17 protein-coding genes and 2 pseudogenes are annotated in these 25,947 nt (G+C 61.2%); 11 read left to right on the top strand and 8 right to left on the bottom strand.

The genetic code is table 11. The features are described from left to right. Nucleotides 1-80: 80 nt before the first annotated feature. The gene (gene tyrS / locus ACTG1P_RS07765) at nt 81-1,280 is read left to right on the top strand and encodes a tyrosine--tRNA ligase (RefSeq protein ID WP_005347884.1); all 1,200 of its coding nucleotides are present in this window, start codon (nt 81-83) and stop codon (nt 1,278-1,280) included. 42 nt (nt 1,281-1,322) lie between these two features. Here tyrS and ACTG1P_RS07760 read toward each other — a convergent pair whose 3' ends face one another. Then, nucleotides 1,323-2,258 (bottom strand): LysR family transcriptional regulator, encoded by a 936-nt coding sequence (locus ACTG1P_RS07760; protein ID WP_043818935.1) that lies wholly within the window; start codon nt 2,256-2,258, stop codon nt 1,323-1,325. 108 nt (nt 2,259-2,366) lie between these two features. On the opposite strand from ACTG1P_RS07760, the pseudogene budA reads away from it, so the two are divergent. Then, nucleotides 2,367-3,159: pseudogene (gene budA / locus ACTG1P_RS07755) on the top strand (acetolactate decarboxylase). 18 nt (nt 3,160-3,177) lie between these two features. Next, on the top strand, nt 3,178-4,848 hold the full coding sequence (alsS, locus tag ACTG1P_RS07750; RefSeq protein WP_252655971.1) for an acetolactate synthase AlsS: 1,671 nt from the start codon (nt 3,178-3,180) through the stop codon (nt 4,846-4,848). Between the two features lie 114 nt (nt 4,849-4,962). Here the strand turns inward: alsS and ACTG1P_RS07745 are convergent, their stop codons facing one another. Both ACTG1P_RS07745 and ACTG1P_RS07740 read right to left on the bottom strand, forming a co-directional pair. Beyond that, on the bottom strand, nt 4,963-6,375 hold the full coding sequence (locus ACTG1P_RS07745; RefSeq protein WP_440000933.1) for an MATE family efflux transporter: 1,413 nt from the start codon (nt 6,373-6,375) through the stop codon (nt 4,963-4,965). 73 nt (nt 6,376-6,448) lie between these two features. Further along, nucleotides 6,449-7,387 (bottom strand): LysR family transcriptional regulator, encoded by a 939-nt coding sequence (locus ACTG1P_RS07740; RefSeq protein ID WP_042055187.1) that lies wholly within the window; start codon nt 7,385-7,387, stop codon nt 6,449-6,451. Between the two features lie 497 nt (nt 7,388-7,884). Here ACTG1P_RS07740 and ACTG1P_RS07735 point away from each other — a divergent pair, with 497 nt between their 5' ends. Next, the gene (locus tag ACTG1P_RS07735) at nt 7,885-9,177 is read left to right on the top strand and encodes an HAAAP family serine/threonine permease (RefSeq protein WP_199252027.1); all 1,293 of its coding nucleotides are present in this window, start codon (nt 7,885-7,887) and stop codon (nt 9,175-9,177) included. Between the two features lie 91 nt (nt 9,178-9,268). Here the strand turns inward: ACTG1P_RS07735 and ACTG1P_RS07730 are convergent, their stop codons facing one another. Both ACTG1P_RS07730 and ACTG1P_RS07725 read right to left on the bottom strand, forming a co-directional pair. Beyond that, on the bottom strand, nt 9,269-9,988 hold the full coding sequence (locus tag ACTG1P_RS07730; protein ID WP_203118245.1) for a substrate-binding periplasmic protein: 720 nt from the start codon (nt 9,986-9,988) through the stop codon (nt 9,269-9,271). A 91-nt stretch (nt 9,989-10,079) separates the two neighbouring features. Beyond that, nucleotides 10,080-11,102 (bottom strand): MBL fold metallo-hydrolase, encoded by a 1,023-nt coding sequence (locus ACTG1P_RS07725; protein WP_440000932.1) that lies wholly within the window; start codon nt 11,100-11,102, stop codon nt 10,080-10,082. 152 nt (nt 11,103-11,254) lie between these two features. Here ACTG1P_RS07725 and ACTG1P_RS07720 point away from each other — a divergent pair, with 152 nt between their 5' ends. The 6 genes from ACTG1P_RS07720 to pdxY all read left to right on the top strand — a co-directional run bounded on the left by ACTG1P_RS07720 (nt 11,255) and on the right by pdxY (nt 20,732). Then, nucleotides 11,255-12,154 (top strand): LysR family transcriptional regulator, encoded by a 900-nt coding sequence (locus tag ACTG1P_RS07720; RefSeq protein WP_440000931.1) that lies wholly within the window; start codon nt 11,255-11,257, stop codon nt 12,152-12,154. A 101-nt stretch (nt 12,155-12,255) separates the two neighbouring features. Next, nucleotides 12,256-13,536, top strand: a complete 1,281-nt coding sequence (gene yjeH, locus ACTG1P_RS07715; protein WP_440000930.1) for an L-methionine/branched-chain amino acid transporter — start codon at nt 12,256-12,258, stop codon at nt 13,534-13,536. A gap of 391 nt (nt 13,537-13,927) precedes the next feature. Then, nucleotides 13,928-15,481 (top strand): lysine decarboxylation/transport transcriptional activator CadC, encoded by a 1,554-nt coding sequence (gene cadC / locus ACTG1P_RS07710; protein WP_440000929.1) that lies wholly within the window; start codon nt 13,928-13,930, stop codon nt 15,479-15,481. Between the two features lie 752 nt (nt 15,482-16,233). Then, nucleotides 16,234-17,568, top strand: coding sequence for a cadaverine/lysine antiporter (gene cadB / locus ACTG1P_RS07705; protein ID WP_440000928.1), 1,335 nt, complete (start codon nt 16,234-16,236; stop codon nt 17,566-17,568). A gap of 77 nt (nt 17,569-17,645) precedes the next feature. Continuing rightward, entirely contained in the window at nt 17,646-19,778 is a 2,133-nt protein-coding gene (locus ACTG1P_RS07700) for a lysine decarboxylase CadA (RefSeq protein WP_440000927.1), read from the top strand. 93 nt (nt 19,779-19,871) lie between these two features. Next, complete coding sequence (gene pdxY / locus ACTG1P_RS07695) at nt 19,872-20,732, top strand: pyridoxal kinase PdxY (protein WP_440000926.1); 861 nt, start codon at nt 19,872-19,874, stop codon at nt 20,730-20,732. A gap of 76 nt (nt 20,733-20,808) precedes the next feature. On the opposite strand, the gene ACTG1P_RS07690 is transcribed toward pdxY, so the two are convergent. Both ACTG1P_RS07690 and ACTG1P_RS07685 read right to left on the bottom strand, forming a co-directional pair. Beyond that, on the bottom strand, nt 20,809-21,252 hold the full coding sequence (locus ACTG1P_RS07690; protein ID WP_440000925.1) for a PliI family lysozyme inhibitor of I-type lysozyme: 444 nt from the start codon (nt 21,250-21,252) through the stop codon (nt 20,809-20,811). Between the two features lie 58 nt (nt 21,253-21,310). Next, complete coding sequence (locus ACTG1P_RS07685; protein ID WP_440000924.1) at nt 21,311-23,344, bottom strand: M13 family metallopeptidase; 2,034 nt, start codon at nt 23,342-23,344, stop codon at nt 21,311-21,313. 180 nt (nt 23,345-23,524) lie between these two features. Between ACTG1P_RS07685 and tilS the strand changes: the two are divergent. Next, nucleotides 23,525-24,882: pseudogene (tilS, locus tag ACTG1P_RS07680) on the top strand (tRNA lysidine(34) synthetase TilS). A gap of 89 nt (nt 24,883-24,971) precedes the next feature. Here the strand turns inward: tilS and ACTG1P_RS07675 are convergent. Continuing rightward, a complete protein-coding gene (locus tag ACTG1P_RS07675) occupies nt 24,972-25,874 on the bottom strand; it encodes a GGDEF domain-containing protein (RefSeq protein ID WP_005347848.1) in 903 nt (300 codons plus the stop codon). Between the last annotated feature and the right edge of the window lie 73 nt (nt 25,875-25,947).

Raw genomic sequence — 25,947 nt, 5'->3', positions numbered from 1 at the left:
CGGATTTTACAGCCTTTCCAATTGGCCCGCCATTCCAGTAATATGTTTGGCCCTGTGGAATCGTGATGGAGAGTCAAAAAATGTCCCAGCTCGAGGTGGCGCTAGCCGAGATCAAGCGCGGAGCGGAAGAAATTCTGGTTGAAGAAGAACTTGTCGCCAAGTTGAAGGAAGGGCGCCCGCTGCGCATCAAGTTGGGCATGGACCCGACCGCCCCCGACATTCACCTGGGTCATACCGTGATCCTCAACAAGCTGAAGACCTTCCAGGATCTGGGCCATGAAGTGATCCTGCTGATCGGTGACTTCACTGCTATGGTGGGTGACCCCTCCGGCAAGAACGCTACCCGTCCGCCGCTCTCCGAAGAGGCTATCAAGCATAACGCCCTCACCTATGCCGAGCAGGCGTTCAAGATCCTCGACCCCGCCAAGACCCGCATCGAGTACAACTCGACCTGGCTGAGCGAGCTGGGTGCGACCGGCATGATCAAGCTGGCGGCCAAGCAGACCGTGGCCCGCATGATGGAGCGTGACGACTTCAAAAAGCGCTACACCGGCGGCCAATCCATCGCGATTCACGAATTCCTCTATCCGCTGCTGCAAGGCTATGACTCGGTCGCGCTGAAGGCGGACGTCGAGCTGGGTGGTACCGACCAGAAGTTCAACCTGCTGATGGGCCGCGAGCTGCAAAAAGATGCCGGCATGGCGACCCAGTGCGTGCTGATGATGCCGCTGCTGGTGGGTCTGGATGGCGTCAAGAAGATGTCCAAGTCCGCAGGCAACTACATCGGCGTCCACGACGCTCCGGGCGAGATGTTCGGCAAGATCATGTCCATCACCGACGATCTGATGTGGAACTACTACGAGCTGCTCTCCTTCCGTCCGCTGGCCGAAATCGAAGAGTTCAAGGCAGGCATCGCTGCCGGTACTCTCAACCCGCGCGACGTGAAGATCTGGCTGGCCAAAGAGATCATCGCCCGTTATCACGACGAAGCGGCGGCCGAAGCGGCCCACGAAGATTTCACCCAGCGTTTCTCCAAGAACGCCATTCCGGACGAGATGCCGGAAATCGAGCTGGCACTGGAAGGCGAAGGTCTGGCCATCGCCAACCTGCTCAAAGAGGCGGATCTGGTAGCCACCACCTCCGAAGCGCTGCGGATGATCAAGCAGGGCGCGGTCAAGGTTGATGGCGAGAAGCTGGAAGATGGCAAGGCACTCATTGGTGCCGGTACCGCCGTCTATCAGGTCGGCAAGCGCAAGTTTGCCCGCGTGACTGTCAAATAAGCAGTACCGTCAAATAAGCCGTCGCATCAGGCAAGCTGGCCATCAAACCGGTTCAAGCTTGTTCAACAGGGCCTCCTTCGGGAGGCCTTGTCGTATCTGGGCGGCACGGATCTGGGCGATAAAGTGCCGCAGCACGGCACTGCTTGGATGCGGCCGTGTCGCCAGACTGATGCTGGTCATCATGCCGTTGCCCTCAATGGGGTGATAACTGACCCCGAGCGGGCGCAGCGCCGCCACCGAGCTGGGCACCAGGGTCACGCCAAAGCCCGCCTGCACCATGCCGACGGTGGAGATCACCTGCGGGCATTCGGGCCCCAGTATCGGTTCGAACCCCGCCTCCCGACAGAGGCCCACGATGCCGTCATAGAGCCCGGGCCCGATGGCGTGGGGAAACAGAATAAAACTCTCGTCCTTCAGGCTGGCCAGTGGCAAGGGGCCCGGCTTGGCCTTGGGATGGCTGGTCGGCAGGGCGATCAGCAGCGGCTCCTGCTCGATAAGGTGATGGGCAAAGCCCTCGCTACCGCGGCAGGGCAGCCGCAAGATGGCGGCATCCAGCCGATCGTTGCGCAGCGCCTCCACCAGTGCCGGCATGGTGCCCTCCTGCGGGCTGAGGGCTACCTCGGGGTAGCGTTCCCGGTAGTCGTGCAGCAGGGTCAACACTGCGGGGTGGAGCACGGTGGAGCCGGCAAAGCCGATCCGCAGCGCCCCCTGCTCGCCCCGGGCAATCCGCTTTACCTTCAGTTTTGCCGCATCGGCCAGCGCCAGGATCTGCGCCGCATCCCGATATAGGCTCTCGCCCGCCTCGGTCAGCTCGACACTGCGGGTCAAACGGCGCAGCAGCGGGGTGCCCAGGGTCTCCTCCAGCTTGCGGATCTGCTGGCTCAGGGGCGGCTGGGCCATGTTGAGTGATTCGGCTGCGCGGGTGAAATTCTGCTTTTCAACAACGGCCATGAAGTAGCGGAGCGTACGAAGTTCCATATCGATTGAGTCTCAAAGTCATGGGATCAGCGTATTGGTGTTGAAATGTGAACCAAGTCACCATTGGATCCGAACGCTAACAGGATTCACGGTGGAGGTGAAACCCGAATGGAACATATTGCAACATCTGACAGTGCCGGGTGCAGCTGTGCCCTCGAAGTGAGCCAGCAGTTTTCCCGCTGGCGCAGGCAGCATGACGGTGGCGAGATCTACCAGAGTTCCCTGATGAGCGCCCTGCTGGCGGGGGTCTACGAAGGGGAGACCACCATGAGCGAGCTGCTGCGCCGGCGACTTTGGCCTCGGCACCTTCAACCACCTCGATGGCGAGCTGATCGCCTTCGAGCGCCAGATCCACCAGTTGCGCTCCGATGGCTCGGCCCGGCCCGCCCGCGCCGATCAGAAGACCCCCTTTGCGGTGATGACCCATTTTCGCCCCTGTCTGGAGCGTCGCTTCGATCACCCCCTGAGCCGTGATGAGATCCACCAGTGGGTGGATCGGCTGGTGGGCTCCGACAACGTCTTCGTCGCCCTGCGCCTCGACGGCCAGTTTGAAATGGCCAAGGTCCGTACCGTGCCGCGTCAGGAGCCCCCCTATCGCCCCATGCTGGAAGCCATCGAACAGCAGCCGCTGTTCCGCTTTGCCGCGGTGGCGGGAACTCTGGTGGGCTTTCGCTGCCCGCCGTTCGTACAGGGGGTCAATGTGGCGGGCTTTCACGAACACATGATCACCGCCGATTGCAAGGGGGGCGGCCATCTGCTCGACTACACCATGGCCCACGGCACCCTGCGACTTTCTGTGGTGCGTCACCTCAATCTGGCCCTGCCATCGGATCCCGCTTTCCGGCAGGCCGACCTCAACCCCGCCGATCTCGATCGCGCCATTCAGGCTGCCGAAGGCTGATAGACAAGGAGCAATATCATGGAAAACAGACAGTGGAAGTGCGGTGCCGAGCTGGTGGTTCGTCATCTGGAGGCGCAAGGGGTCAAGCAGGTGTTCGGGATCCCGGGTGCCAAGATTGACCGGGTGTTCGATGCGCTGGAGGACTCCCCCATCGAGACCATAGTGGTGCGCCACGAGGCGAACGCCGCCTTTATGGCGGCCGCCGTGGGGCGCCTCACCGGCAAGGCGGGGGTGGCGCTGGTCACCTCGGGCCCCGGTTGCTCCAACCTCATTACCGGGCTGGCGACCGCCACCTCGGAGGGGGACCCCATGGTGGCGCTGGGCGGTGCGGTGCGCCGTGCCGATGGCCTCAAGCTCACTCATCAGAGCATGGATACGGTCAACCTCTGCCGTCCGGTCACCAAGTTCAGCGCCCAGGTCAACAGCGGGGCAGCGATTTCGGAAGTGATGGCCAACGCCTTTCGCGCTGCCGAGCTGGGGCGGCCGGGGGCAGCGTTTGTCAGCCTGCCGATGGATATCATCAACAAGCCGGTGCAGGGCAATGTGCTGGTGCCCCGCGAAGTGCCGGAGCCGGGCTGCGCCGATGAGCAGAATATGGAGCAGGCATTGACCCTGCTGCGCAATGCCCAGAATCCAGTGGTGCTGCTCGGCCTGATGGCGAGCCGGCCGGAAAATGCCGAAGCGGTACGCGCCTTCCTCGACAAGGCGCGGCTGCCGGTGACCGGTACCTATCAGGCTGCCGGGGTGGTGGACAGCTGCCACTTCGATGACTTTGCCGGGCGGGTGGGGCTCTTCAACAACCAGCCGGGGGATCAGCTGCTGGCAGGGGCCGATCTGGTGATCTGCATCGGCTACAGCCCCATCGAGTACGACCCCGTGCTGTGGAATGGCGACCGGGAGCGGCGCATCCTCCATATCGACGTGCTGCCTGCCGATATCGACAGCAGCTACTGCCCGACCGCCGAGCTGGTGGGGTCGATCCGCGCCAACCTGTTGCAGCTGACCCGCATCATGGGCAATCCGAAAATCCGTCCCCCCGAGGTGGATCGGCTGCTGCAAGGGGTTCGCCAGCAGCGGTTGCGACTGGCGATGCGGGCCGACGATCTGCACGGCAATCCGGTTCACCCCTTGCGTATCGTGCGTGAGCTGCAGGATCTGGTGCGCGACGACATGACCCTCTGCGTCGACATGGGCAGCTTCCATATCTGGATTGCCCGCTACCTCTACAGCTTCCGCGCTCGTCAGGTGTTGATCTCCAATGGTCAGCAGACCATGGGGGTGGCACTGCCGTGGGCCATCGGTGCGGCGCTGGTACGGCCGGGTGAGAAGGTGATTTCGGTATCGGGGGATGGCAGCTTTATGCAGTCGAGCATGGAGCTGGAGACGGCGGTACGGCTCAAGAGCAATATCGTTCACATCATCTGGGTCGATAACGGCTACAACATGGTGGCGATGCAGGAGCAGCAGAAGTATTGCCGCACCTCCGGCGTCTCTTTTGGCCCCATCGACTTTAAACGCTATGCCGAATCGTTCGGGGCGGCCGGTTTCGCGGTGCGTTCGGCCGATGAGCTGCGCGTTACCCTGCGGGCCGCACTGGCGGTGGAGGGGCCAGCTGTGGTGGCCATTCCGGTGGATTACTCCGACAACCCGGGGCTGATGGCCCAGCTCAGGCCAGAAGTATTGGCATAGTGTGGGCAGCGGTGTTGGCCTGGCTTGTTGTGTAAGCGCAAGCAGACCCGCCCATATAGCAAAAACCGGCATCAATGGATGCCGGTTTTTTATTGCTGCGCGGGATGGGTGGCCTTAACGGGCCAGCTGGACGGCGGCGCGTGCGCGGGCCGGTTGTGGGCGGTGTTTGGCTTTTGGCGCGCAGGCCATCTTCAGGCGCAGCCACTCGCGCCACAGCAGCCAGCAGAGCGGCAGGGTGAGCAGCAGTACGGTCGCGGGCTGGGCTATCAGCACCCCATCACGGCCCCACAGTTGTGGCAGCAGGAAGATGAGCGGCAGCAGCAACACGGTTTTGGCGATGGAGATGACCAGCGCCTGACGGGTACGCGCCATGGATTGCAGCAGCACGATGCCGAACATGATGATCCCCTCCAGCGGAATGGCGCCGAGGTTGAGGGTCAGGCTGCTGATGGCAGCGGCCAGCAGTTCGGGATCCTTGTCGCCGGTATAGAGCATGGCGACCTGTCCCGGCAGCAGCTGGATGGTGAGCCACACCAGCATGCCGTAGATAAAGGTGAACTTGAGCCCCATCTCCATCAGGTACTTGAGGTTGCGATGGCGCTTGGCCCCCGCCGCCTTGCTGATGAGCGGCTGAATGCCGAAGGCGAGCCCCTGCAGAATGACGATAAAGACCGCTTCGGTGTAACCGGCCACGGTAAAACCCGCCAGATCCTTCACATTGCCATACACCATCAGCTGACTGTTGTGCAGCATCAGCAGCAGGCCGAGGTTGAACTGGGCAATCAGGCTCGGCAGGCCGGTAAAGAGCAGGTGCGGCATGGCGGGGAGGTTGGGCACCAGATCCCGCCAGCTGAGGCGCAGTCGCGCCCAGGGGGTAAAGAAGTAGCCAAGGCCGATCAGGCTCACCGCACCCTCTGCCATCAGGGTGGCTTGCGCAGTACCGATCAGTCCCAGTCCCAGCCGACCTACCATGATGTAGTTGAGGATGATGTTGAGCACGGCGCCGCTGCTCACCAGCACCATGGCCAGTTTCGGGCGACCATCGTTGCGCAGCAGATAGGGGACCGCCAGATTGCTGGCCAGCAGCAGGGTACCGCCGCCAATCCATGTGAGGTAGTCGCTCGCCTGTTTCCAGGTCTCGGTGCCCTGTTCAATCCCCAGCCCCAGCAGGATATCGGTGTGGGTGTAATAGAGCAGCACCGGCGCAACGCCCCCGAGTCCGGCCAGCAGCCAGAGGGCGTTGACCAGCGCCTGACGGGCCAGCGTGTCGTTTTTCGCCCCTTGCTGGAAGGAAATAGCGGTGGCGGCCCCCATGCTGATCATGGCGGCCAGACCGATCAGCACCATGATGACCGGATAGACCAGGTTGATCCCGGCGAGGCCAGCGGCGCCGACATAGTGGCCGACGAAGATGCCGTCGATGAGGTAGTAGGCCCCCGAGACCAGCATGGCAAGAATGGAGGGGAGGGCGTAAGCCCAGAAGCGACGGGTCATGGCCCGTTGCCGCAGTGTTAAATAGGCAGACATATCTGTTCTCTCGGGGAGTTCGATTATCGAACAGCTAGTCTAGATTAATACTTATTTGGTGATAATCAGGGTTTCACTTGATGAATTGCTGAGTATTACTCACTAATCCGGGGTTTTGGTAGTGGGCCTTGAGCATGTCGATCAGGATGCGCAGGCCGCTGCCCAGCTGATGCCGACTGGGATAGAAGAGGTAGAAGCCGGCAAAGGTGGGGCACCAGGGCTCCAGCACGGTGAGCAGTTTCCCCTCCGCGACCTTCTGGCTCACCTCCTCTTCCAGACAGTAGGCGAGCCCCAGCCCCGCCTCGGCGGCGCCCAGATAGAGGGCCGGGGTGCTGGTGGTGAGCGGCCCGGTCACTTCGATCTCCAGCATGGTGCCATCGGCGGCAAAGGCCCAGCGATAGTGATGGTGCGGGGTGAGGCGATAGCCGATGCAGGCGTGGCGGCTCAGCTCGCTCGGGTGTTCCGGCGTTCCGTGCTCCGCCAGATAGGCCGGGGAGCCCACCACCAGATAACGCTGGGGCGGGCCGAGGGGGATGCCGATCATCTCCTTGGGCAGCAGATCGCCATAAAAGAGCGCGGCATCGTAGCCATCTTCAATCAGCCGGGGCATCAGCTCCTGCTCCACTACCTCCACCTGCATCCGCGGATAACGGGCCAGATAGTCGATGAGCACCGGTGCTAGCAGGCTGTCGATGGCGCCGCGCGGAGCGCAGAGCTTGAGTCGCCCCACCGGTTCATCGCTGTTGCGGGCCAGCTCGCAAAGCGCCTCTTCAAGAGTATTGAGGGTGGGGAGCAGCTGCTTGAGCAGCCGCTGGCCCGCTTCGGTCGGTACTACGGCGCGGGTGCTGCGGTTGAGCAGCCGTACTCCCAGACGGGCTTCCAGCCCCTTCAGGCTATGGCTGAGGGCGGAGGCGGAGACCCCGAGTTCGAGGGCGGCCTTGCTGAAACTGCGGTGACGGGCGACGGCGGCAAATACCGCCAGTTCGGCGAGATCGGTACGGGTAATGGTCATCATCAATCAACAAAAAGGCGTGAGTCACAAGGGTACGCCAAGGCCGTGCTGCACACAATCCGCGCTAAATGGGTGGCTTGTTGCAAATATGTAGCTGCTCGCAGGCCATTGATTCCAGTGAAACTAAGTTGAATTGTTAAAAAAAACCACAATAAGGCGCTTTTAGTGTGATCTTGGTCGTCCGAAAGGCGACCAAAATCAAACTTTGGTTGATTAATTCAAAAAAACGCTGTGATTAATAAGGGCATTTAATTAAAGTCAGCCCATCAAGAGTGGCGCACGTTAATCGGTTGTTAAGTGAGACGGGCGCCGACCCTCAGGGTCAAAATCTCGCACTGTTGTTTGTTGCAATCCTGTTGTCACAAGGAGTGATGGCCAGGTTGCCGTGGGGCGAGAGGTTATTATCAAGGACGGACAGCAGGCGTTCCAGGGAGATGGAACCGGGCCAAGGCCCGACCAAACAAGAATCCCATTTTCCTAGATGACAGGAACAACGTATGTCTGACATGAATATTGCAGCTGATGGTCGTTTAGCCAGCAACACCTCCCGCGGCGTCAACAAGGCCGATGTGGTCTGGATGCTGGGTCTGTACGGTACCGCGATCGGTGCCGGTGTGCTCTTCCTGCCAATCAACGCCGGTGTAGGTGGCCTGTGGCCGCTGGTTGCCATGTTGATCCTGGCGCTGCCGCTGACTTTCTTTGCTCACCGTGGTCTGACCCGCTTCGTGCTGTCCGGCTCTACCCGTGATGGCGACATCACTGAAGTAGTAGAAGAGCACTTCGGCAAGACCGCAGGCAAATTCATCACCCTGCTCTACTTCTTTGCCATCTACCCGATCGTGCTGATGTATTCAGTCGCCATCACCAACACCGTCGAGAGCGTGATTGTTCACCAGCTGGGCATGTCTGCACCTCCCCGTGCCGTTCTGTCACTGGCCCTGATCCTCGGTCTGATGGCGGTTGTTCGTCTGGGCGGCCAGGTTATCGTCAAAGCGATGAGCGTGCTGGTATTCCCGTTCGTACTCACCCTGATGGGTCTGGCGTTCTACCTGATCCCGCACTGGAACGGTGCCATCATCACTGAAGCTCCGGCCCTGTCCGACGCCTTCAACGGTGACTTCATCAAGACCCTGTGGCTGGCTATCCCGGTAATGGTGTTCTCCTTCAACCACTCTCCGATCATCTCCTCCTTCGCGGTGGACAACAAAGGTCGTTACGGTGAAGGTGCCGAGAAGAAGTGCAGCAACATCCTGCTGGGCGCCCACGTCATGATGGTGATGACCGTTATGTTCTTCGTATTCAGCTGCGTACTGAGCCTCTCCCCGGCTGACCTGGCTGCTGCCAAAGAACAGAACATCTCCATCCTGTCCTACCTGGCCAACCACTTCGATAACCCGGTTATCGGTACTGTGGCTCCGCTGATCGCCATGGTTGCCATCAGCAAATCCTTCCTGGGCCACTACCTGGGGGCGCAAGAGGGCATGAACGGCCTGATGGCCAAGGCGCTGCGCGAGAAGGGCAAGAACGTTGACACCAAGCAACTGAACAAAATCACTGCCGTGTTCATGATCCTGACCACCTGGGCCATCGCTACCATCAACCCGAGCATCCTCGGCATGATTGAAGACCTGGGCGGCCCGATCATCGCAATGCTGCTGTTCCTGATGCCGATGTACGCCATCACCAAGGTTCCGGCCATGCGCAAATACGCTGGCAACATCAGCAACGGCTTCGTGACCATCATCGGCCTGATCGCCATGTCCGGTATCATCTACAAGCTGATTGCCTGATAACTCCGGTTACCAAGTTGAATGAAGAAGCCGCCTCGCAAGAGGCGGCTTTTTTTATGGCTGTTTGGGGCGGCGAGCGGATGCGGCACCGCTACTTCATCAGCTTCTTCACCTCGTCGCTGGCCAGCGCCTTATTGAATTTGTCCCGTGCCTCTTTCCCCTTGGCGGAGTTGGTAAAGCAGACGTGGAGGGATTTGTCCTCGAGGATCTTGCCGTTGAAGCCGAGGTTGGCGGCGACGTCCTTGAGTTGGGGATCGCTCTCCAGCAGATAGGTCATCACATTCTGGTCGATGACCGCTAAATCGAGCCGACCGTTGCCCAGTTTCAGCAGGTTCTGGCTGTCCGAGCTGGTGGCATCGGCCGAGAGTGCCTTGCTGGCCACTTTTTCGTCGAACTCGGTGGTATTCACATAGCCGGTGACGACACCAATTTTCTTGCCCTTGAGGTCATCAAGGCTCTGCCAGGTGACCGGCTGATCGGATCGCTGGGCAAAGCCGAGGGGGCCGTTACCTATGGGGTCGGAGAAGAGGCAGCTGCTTTTGGGGTCGAGATACTCGGGGAAATAACCCAGTACCTCGGGGTTGTTGGTCGCCTCGTCCACTGCCCGCTGCCAGGGATAGAACTTGATAGTCAGCGGGTCGCCAGCTAGGGCAAAGGCTGCGGTCACCACCTGACTGCTCTTGCCCTGTTCAGGCAGGCTGGCGCTGGTGTAAGGAGGCCATTCAAGGCTGGTCAACACCGCCGCCTGAGCGGCCGACATGCCGAACAAGGGAAGAGTGGCCAGGGCGAGGTGCTTCCATTTCAGGCTCATAGAGATAACTCCTTGTGGTCAAACACCCCTTAAAGATAGCCCCCGGTGTCGATTGCGGATGCCAGCCATGGCTGACCGGCATCCGTGCCAGCTATTTATTGTCGATATTCTCCGACTGCCAGAGGGCATAGCCCTTGCCGGAGGCCGTGGTGGGCAGATCAATCTGCATCAGGTCGTTGCCGATGACAAAGGGGCCCGTGTAGCGGGCGCGCAGATCCTGCGCCAGATCTTTGACCCTGATCTTGCCGTTGAGGCCGATATGGCTGAACACGGTCAGCGCCGGTTTGGCTTCGTTCATTACCCGGGCCGCCTGCTCGGGGGAGGCGAGGTGACCGGCGATCGCCTTGTAGCCGGGGTTGGCCTTCATCTGCTCGGCAGAGGTCATGGAGACGCAGTGCACCAGCAGGTCGGCCCCTTTGGCCTGCTTCACCACTTCGGGGCTGTAGCGGGTATCGCCGGAGAGCACCACGCTGTGGCCGTGGTAGTCGATGCGATAGCCGAATGACGGCTTGATGTTGACCCCGTGGTCGTTGTCAAAGGCGGTTACCTTGACCCCGTCCCGGTTGTAGACCACCCCGACGGTGACCTCGTGGCTGTTGATCTCCACCCCGTCCAGCGGCGTTCCCTCATCCTTGACCCGGGTGGCAATGTCGGTGGCGTAGGCCTGCTGCAAGCCACGGGCGAGAGCTGTGGTGCCTTTGGGGCCGTAGAGTTCCATCGGCGCGTGGCGCTGGCCATAGGCCGGTTGCAGCCAGCCGGTCAGCCAGAGATCCGCCAGCCCGTTGGTGTGGTCTGAGTGAAAGTGGGTGAGGAAGAAGGCGTTGACCCGGCCGATGGGGATATGCAGCTGCCACAGGCGGGGGGCGGAGTTGCGGCCAAAATCGAACACCAGCTTCTGGTTGCCCGCTTCGACCAGAGTGCTGTAACCGCCCCGACTGATCTGGGGTACCGGAGTGCCGGTGCCGAGCAGGCTGACCCGAAAGATATCGGGCCGGGCCTGAGTTGCTGAGGCAGGGGTATGATCGTGGTTGCTGATAAAGCTGCTCTCGGCGGCCTGACTGACACCGCTGGCCAGCAGACCGACCAGTAATGCGGCCAGATAGGTACTTTTCATGGGAATTTATCCTGTAGGGGAGGGATGGCATCACTGTATTGGTAACTAAAAGTTGAATAAATTGGCTAAAATCTATTTCTTACTAAACTTTTGGTTGTGAATCAGGGCTCTGTAGCGGGTCGTGTTACTCAGGAACGAACAAAGGAGCGGTTGTGGACCGATTGACCAGCATGCGTATCTTCACCCGGGTAGTGGATCTCGGCTCCTACAGCGCGGTGGCGAGCGAAGAGGGGATCAGCGCCCAGATGGTGGGTAAGCATGTGCTGGGGCTGGAGCAGTGGCTGGGGGGCAAGCTGTTTCACAAGACCACCCGTCAGCAGACCCTCACCGAGCTGGGCCAGCTCTTTCTCGCTCGTTGCCAGCGGGTGCTGGAGGAGCTGGCTCTGACCGAGTCGCTCACCCAGAACCTGCTGGCCGAGCCGGCCGGACGGCTGCGCATCGCCGCTCCCCTTAGCTTTGGCCACCACCGGCTGGTGCCGCTGCTGCCCGCTTTTCTCGACCGCTACCCCAAGCTGGAGATGGATCTGCAGCTCACCCCCCGCTGGGTCGATCTGGTGGAGGAGGGGGTCGATGCCGCCATCCGTACCCTGCGCCCGCAGGATGAGGCGCTGATCGCCCGTCCGCTGCTGACCCAGCACTACCGGCTCTGCGCTGCGCCCGACTACCTCAATCGTCACGGTGTGCCCCGTCATCCGGCCGATCTCGCCCGCCACCAGTGTCTGCACGGCAACTGGGGCGAGCACGAGCGCTGGCAGTTTGTCGGGGGCGATGGCCAGAGCGAGGAGGTGCGGGTCGCCTCGCGCCTGCGCATCAACCACTGGCCGGCGCTGCTGACGGCGGCACTGTCCGGGGCCGGCATCACCTTGCAGCCTGCCGAACAGGTGCATGACCATATCGCTGCGGGACGTCTGCTGCCGCTGCTTGGCAACTATCAGAGCCCGGCCAAGACCCTCTACTTCATCTATCCGGCGGCGCGGCGGCAGGTGCTCAAGATCACCCTGCTGGGGGATTTTCTGGCCGAATCCCTGCAAGCTGAGTCCGAGCCTGAATAAAAGGCTGCATATTTTCGCCCCCACGCTTAACCATCGTGCTTAACAAAGGGGCGGAGCAGGCCTAACATGGCGGGATGTTTTTCTAGTCGGGACAAAAGGATATGTCTGGGTTGAAAAAGGATCTCGGGCTCTGGCAGGGGATGGGGCTGCTCGCCACCTCGCTGCTCGGCACCGGGATCTTCGTGGTACCGGCGACCGCCGCCTCGCTGGCGGGTGGGGCCTCGCTCTGGGCCTGGTTGCTGCTGATTGCGCTGGTGCTGCCCATCGCCTTTACCTTCGCTCGCCTCGGCCGTCGCTATCCCCATGCGGGCGGCGCGCCGCACCTGATTGGCCTCGCTTTTGGCAACGGCGCCGAGCGCTTCTCCGCCTTCCTGTTTCTGGCGGTGCTGCCGGTGGGGCTGCCCGCCGCCCTGATGATTGCCGCCGGCTTCTGGCATGCCCTGTTCGAGATGGGGGAGTGGACCCTCTGGGCCATCCAGCTGCTGACCCTGCTCGGGGTATTCCTGCTGGGGCTGCGCGGGGCGCGCTCCTCCGGCAACCTGCAACTGTTGATAGCGCTCGCCATTTTGGGGCTCACCCTGCTTATCTGGTTCAAGGGGGAGGTGAGCTGGCGCGATGCGGCTAGGCCCTTGCCGAGCGCGGACGAGTGGCCCGCCATGGCCACCGCGCTGGCGGTGATGTTCTGGTGTTTCGTCGGGCTGGAAGCCTTCGCCCACATGGGGGAGGAGTTCAAGCGGCCGGAGCGGGATTACCCCATCGCCCTGCTTGGCGGGGTACTGCTGGCGGGGCTTATCTACTGGATCCACTCGCTGGTGGTGCTCAAATATGGGCTTTACGGCGATGAGGCGAAAAACGCCACCGCCATCCCCTCCCTGCTGGCGCTGCTGTTCGGCCCCACCGCCAAGTGGCTGGTGGCGGTGCTCGGTTACCTCTCCTGTTTTGCCAGCATCAACATCTACATTCAGGGCTTTGCCCGGCTGATCTGGAGCATGGCGCGGGAAGGCAAGCTGCCCGCTTCGCTGGCCGTGCTCACCGCGCGCGGCGCACCGCTGCGGGCGCTAGGTCTGGTGCTCGCCATCTGTCTGCTCTGCATCACTCTCATCATCTGGCTGCGACTGCCGCTCGATGAGCTGATCCGCTACGCCAACGGCAACTTCGTGCTGGTCTACCTGCTCTGCATGGCGGCGGGCTGGCGCCTGCTCGGCGGGGTGGGCAAGGGGCTGGCGGGGATAAGCGTGCTGCTCTGCGCTCTGGTGCTGGTGGCGCTCGCCTCCCAGGTGCTCTATGCGGTGGTGCTGAGTCTTGGCTACGGTTGCTTCTCCCTGTGGCGGCGTCATCTGCGCCGCAGTCGTCAGCAGGATGTGCTCCCGCTGGCGAAGTAACGTCTCCTCGGTTGTCGAAGAAATGAGAAAGCCCTGATGTTCAGGGCTTTTTGATTCCGGTATGTGGGGTATTCATATGAATGCTAGCTGGCACGCTATTTGCCGAAAGTGCGGTGTCGGATCAACTCAACGGCGATTTATAGCCAAAAAAAGTGGGATCCAGCTCCCGTTTTGCTTAAAGTGATCCCTTCCGATCCCGGTGGTCGGAATGCCCGCAAGGATGCCCTTCAGACGTAAACAGGATGGCCTGGCCAGACTGACTCTCAGAGATGTGATTGCTTCGGTTCTCTTTTTATCTGTCACCTGTGGTGATAGCGCCTTGTTCCGTTCAGTCAGCCCGGGTTTTGCGTCTCTCTCATCGTGCATTGTCACCATCTGCAGCGAGTGAATCATGAGCGAATCGGTTTTAGAGATCCATGACTGGACCCTGAGCGTTGACGACAACATGTTGTGTCGCCCCGACCGCGAGGTCTACCTCGAACCCCGGCTGGTCAACCTGTTGCGGTTTCTGGCCCATAATGCTGGCACCGTCTTTGGCCGCGATGCCCTGATCAACGAGGTGTGGGATGGCGCCGAGGTAACCGATCAGGTGGTGACCCAGTCCATCTTCGAACTGCGCAAGATCCTCAAAGATGGTCGCACCGATGCGACCGACTATATCGTCACCGTGCCCAAGCGCGGCTACAAGCTGGTGGCACCAGTGCGGCCGCTGCAGGTGGTTTCCGTGGTGATGGCGGACGAGCAGCCCGCGCCCGCGGTCAATACCGCGCTCTCCGACAACCCGACGCTCTCCGATCTGAGCCCGCCCGCGGCTGAGCAGGATGATGATGCACAGCCCAATGTCGCCCCTTTTCCCGCCGGGCCCCTGACCCGCGCCATCTCCACCCATGCCAAGGATGCCCGCAGCCGCTGGAAGATGGTGAGTTTCGATATCTTCGTTGCCATCGTGCTGATCGCCATTGTCAGCATGCTCAGCTACCAGCACACCAGCCCCCAGGTGCATGCCATGCTGGATCCCAATCTGCTGGTGTTCCGCTTTCACTCCGGCATGGATGACAACAACGAGAACGTGCGCCTCGCCGATGGCATTACCCGCGCCCTGATGGGGGAGGTGGCGGTGGCTACGCCGCTGCGGGTGCAGTATGGTGCCACCACTCTGATGGGGGGCATCATGCCCGGCAAGGAGCTGAGTGTGCGTGTCACCCGCCAGCCGCGCGGCACCTATCTCGATCTGGAGTATCGCAATATCAACACCAACCGGGTGCTGTTCAGCCATCAGTACCAGCTCAGTCGCCACAGTGTGCACGGCGTGTTGCAGGCGAGCAGCCAGGATCTGCTGCGCGCCCTCGACCAACCCGATGCCGAGCCGGGGATGGGCTGGCCGACCGATGATGCCTCCCTGATGGCGATGATGGAGGCGCAGTACTACATCAACAGCCGGGATCCGGTCGCCCTCAAGCGCGGCATCGATCTGCTGGAGCAGGCGCTGATTGCCCATCCGGATCAGCCTCTGCTGCTGGCGGAGCGCTATCTGGCGGGCGAGGCGCTGGCCACCCTAGCGGGCAAATCCGAGAGCGAGCGGCTGCAGGGGATTGGCACCCATCTCGCCAGCGTGGTGCAAAACAGCGGCGCCCTGCCAGCCCGGGTGTGGGAGGCGTTGACCCTGCAGGCGATCCTCAACGGCCAGCAACAGCAGGCCAACTATCTGCTGGAGAAGGCGGCGAGTCGCGGCCGCTCTGTGCTCTATTACATACTGCAGGGCAAGCTGGCGGAGCTGGATGGTCGCCCCGAGGCGGCGGGTGATGCCTACAGTCAGGCCTTCCTGATGGAGGCGACCGAGCAGACCTATCTGCTCTGCCAGCAGCTCGGTTTCTACAGCAATATGGAGAGCCTCACCCCGGCCCTGTTCAATGCGCTGGGCCAGAGCAAGGTGAAGCTCTTCTAACACCGCAGTGTTGGTTTTCCCCCGGTCGGTGCGGTTGCCGACCTCATCCACAGGCTGCCTTCGGGCGGCCTGTGCTGTTTCTGCTTGTTTCAATCCTGCTTGTTTGCCACCGGTGATAGTCGCTCTGGTGCGGCCCGATTTATCCCCCCGCAGTTCCCCACTATCTGCCTTTGTCTTGCCCGCGGCATTCGCTGCACTCGCGTTTGTTCGGCTTCACGCCGCGCACGCAGCTTGTGACATCTGCTCATTGTTGGCGGCGGGATAAGCTGTCTGTCTCGACCCATTTCTCATTGCTGACCGGTTATCGCCGTTGCGCTTTACCTCTGAGTTTGGAGTGTGATGAGCCGAGCGGAGGGTCAAGCAGGAGGTTAGCGGCCACTCAGGGTGATGATCCGCAGGGCTTCCAAATGGCCGCAAGGGCAGGGGGGCGCAATGGGAGCTGCTTTATCCCGGGTTTATCTGGCCAAAAATATCAAGACGGCGAGATAAAGGGGTTATCAAGGGGCAGAAATGGGGCGGAAGGATATCAAGGTTTTATCAAGACGGCTGTGTGATGTGATGTCAATTTACTGTTTTTAAATGGTTTTTATCAAAAGTGACGAGGCGGCGAAAAAAGTTGCCTCATATTTTTATCCGTTAGCTGGTCTTTATGTTTTCCGGGGATGAGAGGCCTAGTCTGTGCCCATTCTTTGGCGGGGTGTTCCGCCAAATGTGTATGTGACGACCCGACCTTTTATAGAACCGGAGATCTTATGTCCCTAGATACGAGCAAGAAGATTGGCCTTATCGCCTGTACAGGTGTGGTGGCCGGCAACATGATGGGGAGTGGCATCGCGCTGCTGCCTTCGGCACTGGCCACCATCGGCTCCATCTCTATCTTTAGCTGGGCAATCTGTCTGGTAGGCGCCATGGGCCTCGCCTTTGTCTTCGCCCGCCTGGCTACCAAGAACCCGCAAGAGGGTGGCCCCATTGCTTACGCTGGCGAGATCTCTCCGGTGTTCGGTTTCCAGACTGGTGTGCTTTATTACCACGCCAACTGGATCGGTAACTTGGCCATCGCCATTACCGGCGTCTCCTACCTCTCGGTCTTCTTCCCCATTCTCAACAGCCCAATTCCGGCCGCCGCAGCCACTATCGCTGCCGTCTGGATCTTCACCTTCGTCAACCTGCTTGGCGGTAGCTGGGTGAGCCGACTCTGTACCCTGGGTCTGGTGCTGATCCTGCTGCCGGTTGTCGGTACTGCGGTGATGGGTTGGGGTCACTTTGATGCCACCGTCTACAGCCAGAACTGGAACACCACCAGCGGCAGCGACCTGCATGCGGTCATCAGCGCCGTGCTGATCTGCCTCTGGTCCTTCGTCGGTGTTGAATCTGCCGCCGTCTCTTCCGGCATGGTGAAGAACCCCAAGCGTACCGTACCGCTCGCTACCATGCTGGGTACCGGTATCGCGGGTGTTATCTACATCCTCTCTACCCAGGTGATCAGCGGCATGTTCCCGGCCGGTGAAGTGGCTGCCTCCGGCGCCCCGTTTGCCATGGCCTCTTCCGCCATCTTCGGTAGCTGGTCTGCGCCGTTTGTTTCTGCCTTCACCGCCCTGGCCTGCTTCACCTCGCTCGGTTCCTGGATGATGCTGGTGGGCGAAGCGGGCAAGCGTGCCGCCAACGACGGCAACTTCCCGAAAATCTATGGCGAAGTGGACAAGAACGGCGTAGCCAAGAAGGGTCTGATCCTGGGCTCCCTCAAGATGACTGCCCTGATGGTTGGCCTGACCGCCTTCACTTCCCAGTCCGCTCACGCTGCCGATCTCTTCAACGTGCTGACCACAGATGCGGTGCTGCTGACCATGCTGCCTTACTTCTACTCCAGCATTAACCTGATCCGCTTTGAGGGCATGACCTCCCGCAGCATCGGCGCGATGATCTTCTCCGGAGTGGCCTGTGTCTTCTGTCTGGTGGCCCTGATGGGCGCCAAGGGTTCCAACCTCACAGCTACCTTCGTGGTGTCGCTCATCATCCTGATGTTCTACGCCAAAAAACAGGGTCTGCGTCAGCACGACGCCCTGCTCAACGAACAACCCAGCAACTAATTCCCCCTTTTATCTTCCGAGCGCTCTTCACTCACCATCCCTGATGGAGAGCGCCCCTTTACGTGTGGAGCATTACGATGAATATCATTGCCATCCTCAACCACCTGGGTGTTTTCTTTAAAGAAGAACCCATTCGCCAGCTGCAAGTCTCCCTCGAGCGCAAGGGTTTCGAGGTTGTTTATCCGGTCGATGTGGCCGACCTGCTGAAACTGATCGAGAAGAACCCCCGCGTTTGCGGCGCCATCTTCGACTGGGACAAATACTCCCTGGGTCTGTGCAAGGAGATCCACGATCGCAACGAGAAGCTGCCGATCTTCGCCTTCGCCAACGATCAGTCCACCCTGGATATTCACCTGACCGACCTGCGTCTGAATGTGCACTTCTTCGAGTACCGTCTCGGCATGGCCGATGACATCGCCCTCAAGATGGGTCAGGCCACTCAGGAGTATCAGGACGCCATCCTGCCGCCGTTCACCAAGGCATTGTTCAAGTATGTGGAAGAGGGTAAATACACCTTCTGTACGCCGGGTCACATGGGCGGTACCGCCTTCCAGATGAGCCCGGCCGGCAGCATCTTCTATGACTTCTATGGCCCGAACGCGTTCAAGGCCGACGTCTCCATCTCCATGCCGGAGCTGGGCTCCCTGCTGGATCACTCCGGTCCGCACAAGGAAGCCGAGGAGTACATCGCCCGTACCTTCAACGCCGATCGCTCCTACATCGTCACCAACGGCACCTCCACCGCCAACAAGATCGTCGGTATGTACTCCGCGCCGGCCGGCAGCACCGTGCTGGTTGACCGCAACTGCCACAAGTCGCTCACTCACCTGATGATGATGAACGACGTGACGCCGATCTACTTCCGTCCGACCCGCAACGCCTACGGCATTCTGGGTGGTATCCCGCAGAGCGAATTCAGCCGCGAGACCATCGCAGCCAAGGTTGCCGCGACACCGGGTGCCCAGGCTCCCCGTTACGCCGTAGTCACCAACTCCACCTATGATGGCCTGCTCTACAACACCGGCTTCATCAAGGAGAGTCTGGATACCCCTTACATCCACTTCGACAGTGCCTGGGTGCCTTACACCAACTTCAGCCCGATCTATGAAGGCAAGTGCGGCATGAGCGGCGAAGCCATGCAGGGCAAGGTGTTCTACGAAACCCAGTCCACCCACAAGCTGCTGGCGGCCTTCTCCCAGGCCTCGATGATCCACATCAAGGGTGACGTGGAGGAAGAGACCTTCAACGAAGCCTTCATGATGCACACCTCCACCTCGCCGCAGTACGGCATCGTGGCCTCTACCGAGATCTCTGCTGCCATGATGCGTGGCAACACCGGCAAGCGCCTGATCAAGGACTCCATCGATCGCGCCATCTCCTTCCGCAAGGAGATCAAGCGTCTGCGTGATCAGAGCGAAGGCTGGTTCTTCGACGTATGGCAGCCGGACAACATCGACACCGTCGAGTGCTGGAAGCTGGATCCGAAAGATGACTGGCACGGCTTCAAGGACATCGATGACAACCACATGTACCTAGATCCGATCAAGGTCACCCTGCTGACTCCGGGTATGGGTCGTGATGGCCAGCTGCTGGAGAAGGGTATCCCTGCTTCACTGGTCTCCAAGTTCCTGGACGAGCGCGGCATCGTGGTCGAGAAGACCGGCCCCTACAACATGCTGTTCCTCTTCTCCATCGGTATCGATCAGTCCAAGGCGATGCAGCTGCTGCGCGCCCTGACCGAGTTCAAGCGTGGTTACGATCTGAACCTGACCATCAAGAACATCCTGCCGAGCCTCTATCGTGAAGATCCGAGCTTCTACGAAGGGATGCGCATTCAGGAGCTGGCCCAGAGCATCCACGATCTGACCTGCAAATACCGTCTGCCGGAGCTGATGTTCAAGGCGTTCGACGTGCTGCCAGAGATGAAGATGACCCCGCACGCTGCATGGCAGCAAGAGCTGGCGGGCAATCTGGAAGAGGTGCCGTTGCGTGACATGGTTGACCGCATCAGCGCCAACATGATCCTGCCGTACCCGCCGGGAGTTCCGCTGGTACTGCCGGGCGAGATGGTGACCCAGGATTCTCTGCCGGTGCTCGAGTTCCTCGAGATGCTGTGCGAGATCGGTGCCCACTACCCGGGTTTCGAGACCGACATCCACGGCCTCTATCGTCAGGCCGATGGCAGCTACACCGTCAAGGTGCTGCGTTAATCGACAGTGACAACAGTCGAAAGTGACAACAACGGGCCGCAAGGCCCGTTTTTCCCTCCGGAATTCCTGTTCTTATTGCGTGAGTCGCCAATCATGAAGCGAGTGCTCTCCATTCAATCCCACGTAGTCTTTGGCTGTGCCGGCAACAGCGCCGCCGTTTTTCCCATGCGTCGCCTCGGGATCGAGGTGTGGCCGATGAACACGGTGCAGTTCTCCAATCACACCCAATACCGCGAAGGCTGGCAGGGGATGGTGATGCCCAGCGGTCATATCCGTCAGCTGGTAAACGGCCTGGCGGAGATCGGTGTGCTGGCCCAGTGCGATGCGATCTTGAGCGGCTACCTCGGCTCGGCCGAACAGGGGGAGGAGATCCTGGCGGCGGTGGCCCGGCTCAAGGCACTCAATCCGGCCACCCTCTATTTTTGTGATCCCGTGATGGGTCACCCCGACAAGGGGTGCATAGTGGCACCCGGCGTCGCCGATTTTCTGAAACATCGGGCACTGGCTTGCGCCGATATGCTGGCCCCCAATCTGCTGGAGCTGGAACAGCTCACCGGCCGCGATATCCGCAATGTGCCGGAGGCCATCGAGGCGTGCCAGCAGCTGCGCGCGCAAGGGGTCAAGCTGGTGATGGTCAAGCATCTGGGCAAGGCCGGCTTTGCCATGGACCGCTTCGAAATGCTGCTGGTGTGCGAGGAGGGGAATTTTCACCTCTCCCGCCCGCTCTACCCTTTTGCCCGCCACCCCATCGGGGTGGGGGATCTGCTGAGCGCCACCATGCTGGCCAATCTGTTGGCCGGTTGCACCCCGGTAGCGGCGTTCGAACGTACCAACGCCAGCGTCGATGCAGTGCTGGCTCGCACCTGGCTGGCGGGGGCCTACGAGCTGCAACTGGTGGCGGCCCAGCACGAGATGGCGCTGCCGCAGGTCTCCATTCGGGCGACCCGCCTCTAGGCTATTTGCGTCAACAGCAGAAACAACAAAGCCCTGATCATCAGGGCTTTTTATATTTCAGATTCGGGGAGAGGGCTTAGTCTTGCGGGCTTTTGAGCGCCTTGACCACATCCTCTTTGGGCTCCAGCTCCTTGACCTGATTGAAGATCTCCAGCTCCCCTTGCGGGCTGACGGTGTAGGCATCGGCATCCTGATAGCTGCCGCTGCCGGCGCTCTCGATGATGACCACCAGCTCGGGCTGCTTGTCGCCATTCAAATCGACCAGTTTCAGCTCCCGGATAAAGCCGTTGCGGGCCATCACCTTGCCATCCTGAAACTCATCCAGTGGAAATTGGGCATTCTGACCCGAATAGAGTCGCACGTCATAGCTGCCGATGGAGGCGGGTTCACCTGTCCCCTGCTCCACCCGGATCACCTGCCCGGAGGGGAGGGTCAGTTGCTTGCTAAATCCCTCTTCGGCTTGTGCTTGTGCCGCCAGCGGCAGGGTCAGCAGCCCTGCCATCATCAATGCTCTGTTCATCTTGCAACCTCTTGCTGTCTCTTGAGTGCGGGCTCCCGGGGAGCCCGCCGTGATGTTGCTACCAGATCTTCACCCGCTTCTGGGGCGGCAGATAGAGCTTGTCCCCCGGCTGGATGTTGAATGCCTCGTAGAAGGCGGGAATGTTCGGCACCACGCCGTTGACCCGGTACTCGGGGGGCGAGTGGGGGTCGGAGCGCAACAACATCTGCATCAGCTCGGGACGATACATCCCTTTCCACACCTGCGCCCAGCCGAGGAAGAAGCGCTGTTCGCCGGTGAAACCATCCAGCACCGGCGCCTCCTTGCCATCCAGTGACAGCTCGTAGGCCTTGTGGGCGATGGTGAGGCCACCCAGATCGCCGATGTTCTCCCCCAGGGTGAACTGGCCATTGACGAACTGGCCGTTGATAGGCTCGAAGCGGTTGTACTGGGCCACCAGACGGCTGGTGCGGAAGCGAAATTCCTTGAGATCCTGCGGCGTCCACCAGTCGCGCATCATGCCGTCACCGTCGGATTTGGCCCCCTGATCATCAAAACCGTGGCCCATCTCGTGACCAATGACCCCGCCGATGGCGCCGTAGTTGACCGCATCATCCGCCGTCATGTCGAAGAAGGGGGGCTGCAAGATGGCCGCCGGGAAGACGATCTCGTTGTTGCTCGGGTTGTAGTAGGCGTTCACCGTTTGCGGCGACATGTGCCACTCGTCCCGGTCGACCGGTTTGCCGAGGCGCGCCAGACTATCTGCGTATTCAAAGGCTTGCGAGCGTTGCAGGTTGCCTACCAGATCATCCGGTTTGATGGCGATGGCGCTGTAATCCTTCCACTTGTCGGGGTAGCCGATCTTGGGGCGGAACTTGGCCAGCTTCTCGAGCGCCCGCGCCTTGGTCTCGGGCGACATCCAGTCGAGCTCCTTGATGCTCTGGCCGTAGGCGGTGCGCAGGTTCTCCACCAGCTGCTCCATCCGCTCCTTGGCCGCTGGCGGGAAGTAGCGGGCCACATAGAGCTGGCCGACCGCTTCACCCAGATGATCGTTCAGCACCCCGAGCGCCCGCTCCCAGCTGGCGCGCTGCTTGGGCGTGCCGCTCAATGTGGTGCCGTAGAAGGCGAAGTTGGCGCGGTCGGTCTCGCTATCGAGATAGGGGGCGTAGTCGGTCAGCAGTTGCCACTTGAGGTAGGCCTGCCAGTCGGCGATGGGGGTCTGGGCCATCACCTGATCCAGCGCGCTCAGATAGGTCGGCTGGCCGATGATGAGCTCCGGCTGACCAGCAATGCCCGCGGCATTGAGATAAGCCTGCCAGTCGAGATGGGGGGCGAGCCGTGCCAGTTCGCTGGCGGGGCGCTTGTTGTAGTTCTTCTCCCGATCCCGCAGGGCCACGTTGTCCCACTGGATGGTGGCGAGCCGGGTTTCGAGGGCCAGAATCCGTTTGGCCTTGCCGCTCGGGTCAGATTCCCCGAGGCGGCTCAGCATGGCGGCGATATGCTGCTGGTACTTCTGGCGCATCGCCTGACTCTCGGGATCCTGCTTGAGGTAGTAGTCCCGATCCGGCAGCCCCAGTCCCCCCTGATAGAGGTAAACCGCATAGCGGTCGGGGGACTTGGCATCGGCGTCGATCCAGATGCCAAACGGCGCGCCGCCGCCCATGCGGCCCGACTGGGCAAAGGCACGGGCCAGCGCGGCCTGATCACCGATCCGATCGATGTCGGCCAGCGCCGATGCCAGCGGGGTGAGCCCCTTGGCGTCACGGCCTGCCTGATCCAGATAGCTGGCGTAGAGATCGCGGATCTGCTGGGTCGGCGTGCCGGTGGCGGCCTCCTGCTTGGCCAGCCCCTCGACCAGCACCCGCACATCGGCGAGGGATTTGTCCCGCAGCATGTAGAAGGCGCCATCGGCGGGGCGATCGTCGGGGATCTTGGCGGTGGCGAGCCACTTGCCATTGACGTAGCGGAAGAAGTCATCGCCGGGTTTGACCTGGGTGTCCATATTGGCCAGCGCCAGCCCGGAGTGTTTGGGGGTGTCTTGCGGTGCCTGACTGCAGCCAGCCAGCAGGGCCAGTCCAATCAGGCCAGCCAGTAAGCTTTTCTTATTGTTCATCTTGTTTGATTCCAATTCGGGTTGTTTGCTTCCCTGCCCATCTTCCTTGCTCCAACCGGTTGTGCGACCGCCTTGCGGCCAGCTTGGTGGAGAGGGCGGGCGAGCCTCACTCTAGCAGCAGGGTTGCAGCTTGATAAGCCCGACTCTGCTAAGATCGGCCGGTCCGTTTTGGGGAAGCCTATGATTTCTCATCTTTATTCTCGCTTTTGTCTGACTATGCCAGCGCCGGAAGGTTCCACCGGTCTGCTGGTGGCCTTCAGTGGCGGCCTCGACTCCACCCTGCTGCTGGTGCTGGCGGCGCAGTATGCCCGCGAGCACGGCCTGCCGCTTCGCGCCCTGCACGTGCACCACGGCCTCAGTCCCCATGCCGATGAGTGGGTCGCTCATTGTGAAGCCGTGTGTCAGCAATTGGCGGTGGAGCTGCTGGTCGAGCGGGTGACTCTGGCCCGCGGTAATGGCGAGAGTCTGGAGGCGCAGGCGCGCACCGCCCGTTACCAGCGGCTGACCGCCCGGATGCGGGAGGGGGAGTGGCTGCTCACCGCCCACCATCAGGACGATCAGCTGGAGACCCTGCTGCTGGCCCTCAAGCGCGGCGCCGGTCTGCGTGGACTGGCTGGCATCTTGCCAAGCCAGCCCTTTGCTGGCGGTCTGCTGTTGCGGCCGCTGCTCGATATGAGTCGCGCCGAGCTGGCCGAGGCGGCAGCGAGCCTCCCCTTTGGCTGGGTGGAGGATGAGAGCAATCAGGATGTGAGCTATGACCGCAACTTTTTGCGCCAGACGCTTATCCCCCAGCTCAAGGCGCGCTGGCCCGCCATGGCCCAGACTGCGGCGCGCAGCATGGCCCTGTGCGCCGAACAGGAGGCGCTGCTGGAGGAGCTGGCAGAGAGTGACTGGCAGCTGGCGGGCGAGGGGGAGGTGCTCCATATCGGCCCGCTGCACACCCTCTCACCCACCCGGCGCAACAACCTGCTGCGCTACTGGATCCGCCGTCAGGGGGGGAGATGCCATCCCGTGAGCAACTTGCCAGGCTCTGGCAGGAGGTGGCGCTGGCGCGCGGCGATGCCAATCCCCAGCTCAACTGGGGGCGCCAGAGCTGTCGCCGTTATCAGGAGCAGCTCTATCTGGTGAGCCCTGACCTGCAACCCTGTCATCAGGTATTGCCGCTGACCGTGGGTGAGCCGCTGACCCTGCCGGACGGTTTGGGCGAGCTGGTGGTGCGCATGGCGGAGCACGGCGAGGATCGGCTGCGCCTCCCCCGAGCGGATGAGCCACTCTCGGTGCGTTTTCAGGTGGCGCCCGGGATCCCCCTCAAACCTGTGGGGCGAAGCGGCAGTCGGCGGATGAAGAAGCTGCTGCAAGAGTATGGTGTTCCCTCGTGGCAACGGGGACGCATCCCCATCCTCTACTATGGCGAGCAGGTGGCGGCGGTGGTGGGGCTCTTTGTCTGCGACGGTTTTATGGCGCAGGGGGCCGGGCTGGTGTGTCACTGGCAGGGGAGCGGTGCCGCCCCGGTTCTGCCCGAGCAGGATCTTGCCTGAGGTGATCTCGGTGTGAGGGAGGATTAGCCCCAAAAAAAGAAGCTCCGGTCACATGGCGCGCATGTGCCGGAGCAAAGAAGAGTTCGGGATTATTCGTTAGGGCTGGCCTTGCCTGCTTTCTTGCGGGCGTAGAGGTGACTGTCGGCCGCCTCGTAGAGGCTCGGCACATCGACCCCGGATTGCCAGCTGGCGGCGCCAAGGCTGCATCCGACCGAGAAGGTGCTGAGCTCCTTGTTGGTCATCAACATATGCTGCAGTCGCAGCCAGACCGGGCGCCACGCCTCGGGTTCGGCCGGTTGCAGCAGCAGGGCAAATTCATCTCCCCCGAGCCGGAAGGCTTGATCCGTGCTGCGGATGCACCCCTTGAGCAGCTGGGCGAAGCGGCTCAGCACCAGATCCCCCACCGGATGGCCCCAGGTGTCATTGATCTGCTTGAAGCGATCGAGATCCAGCAGCACCAGCACCAGACCATGGGGCTCTCGGCTGTGCTGCTCGATGGCGCGGCCGATGGCCTCGTCAAAGTAGGAGCGGTTGCCAAGGCCGGTCAGGTGATCGAGCCGGACCAGTTGATCCAGTTTTTCCAGCCGGAGATAGAGGGGCAGCAGCAGGCAGAGCAGCTGATGGTATTGCATCAGTACCCGTTGCTGGCTGCCGCTCAGCGGATGTTCCAGCTCGTAGTGGAGCTGGCCGAGCAGCTGGCCATGCTGACCGCGCAGCTCGAACGGATAGTTGTGCAGGTTGAGGGTGGCCAGCGGCGGGTGCTGGATCAGCACATGAGGCTGGCCACAATCGAGGTAGAGACCGTGGATCCTGACAATTCTTGCCGCACGATCGGCAAAAGTTGTCAGCAGACCGCCGAGATCGCTCTGCCCCAACAACTGCTCGAGCAACTGGTTGCGTTCAACGCTGGGCAACGGCGTGAGCCGCTCCATCTGGCGAACCCACTGCTCGATGCCATGGCTAAAGCCATTAAGTGACGACGTATTTTCCATGGTCTTCCACCTGTAACACCTGACTACTGTCTCCTCCCTGCAATTGGCATGCCCAATATATCTTTCCTGCCCG

Origin of the sequence: Aeromonas sp. 11P (assembly GCF_051920165.1) — a bacterium.
GTDB lineage: Bacteria > Pseudomonadota > Gammaproteobacteria > Enterobacterales > Aeromonadaceae > Aeromonas > Aeromonas veronii.
This window is presented reverse-complemented; position numbering and strand designations above follow the sequence as displayed.

Bases quoted from the DNA above. Each gene is read 5' to 3' on its own strand.
- tyrS (WP_005347884.1), top strand. From the start codon at position 81: ATGTCCCAGCTCGAGGTGGCGCTAGCCGAGATCAAGCGCGGAGCGGAA.
- ACTG1P_RS07760 (WP_043818935.1), bottom strand. From the start codon at position 2,258: ATGGAACTTCGTACGCTCCGCTACTTCATGGCCGTTGTTGAAAAGCAG.
- alsS (WP_252655971.1), top strand. From the start codon at position 3,178: ATGGAAAACAGACAGTGGAAGTGCGGTGCCGAGCTGGTGGTTCGTCAT.
- ACTG1P_RS07745 (WP_440000933.1), bottom strand. From the start codon at position 6,375: ATGTCTGCCTATTTAACACTGCGGCAACGGGCCATGACCCGTCGCTTC.
- ACTG1P_RS07740 (WP_042055187.1), bottom strand. From the start codon at position 7,387: ATGACCATTACCCGTACCGATCTCGCCGAACTGGCGGTATTTGCCGCC.
- ACTG1P_RS07735 (WP_199252027.1), top strand. From the start codon at position 7,885: ATGTCTGACATGAATATTGCAGCTGATGGTCGTTTAGCCAGCAACACC.
- ACTG1P_RS07730 (WP_203118245.1), bottom strand. From the start codon at position 9,988: ATGAGCCTGAAATGGAAGCACCTCGCCCTGGCCACTCTTCCCTTGTTC.
- ACTG1P_RS07725 (WP_440000932.1), bottom strand. From the start codon at position 11,102: ATGAAAAGTACCTATCTGGCCGCATTACTGGTCGGTCTGCTGGCCAGC.
- yjeH (WP_440000930.1), top strand. From the start codon at position 12,256: ATGTCTGGGTTGAAAAAGGATCTCGGGCTCTGGCAGGGGATGGGGCTG.
- cadC (WP_440000929.1), top strand. From the start codon at position 13,928: ATGAGCGAATCGGTTTTAGAGATCCATGACTGGACCCTGAGCGTTGAC.
- cadB (WP_440000928.1), top strand. From the start codon at position 16,234: ATGTCCCTAGATACGAGCAAGAAGATTGGCCTTATCGCCTGTACAGGT.
- ACTG1P_RS07700 (WP_440000927.1), top strand. From the start codon at position 17,646: ATGAATATCATTGCCATCCTCAACCACCTGGGTGTTTTCTTTAAAGAA.
- pdxY (WP_440000926.1), top strand. From the start codon at position 19,872: ATGAAGCGAGTGCTCTCCATTCAATCCCACGTAGTCTTTGGCTGTGCC.
- ACTG1P_RS07690 (WP_440000925.1), bottom strand. From the start codon at position 21,252: ATGAACAGAGCATTGATGATGGCAGGGCTGCTGACCCTGCCGCTGGCG.
- ACTG1P_RS07685 (WP_440000924.1), bottom strand. From the start codon at position 23,344: ATGAACAATAAGAAAAGCTTACTGGCTGGCCTGATTGGACTGGCCCTG.
- ACTG1P_RS07675 (WP_005347848.1), bottom strand. From the start codon at position 25,874: ATGGAAAATACGTCGTCACTTAATGGCTTTAGCCATGGCATCGAGCAG.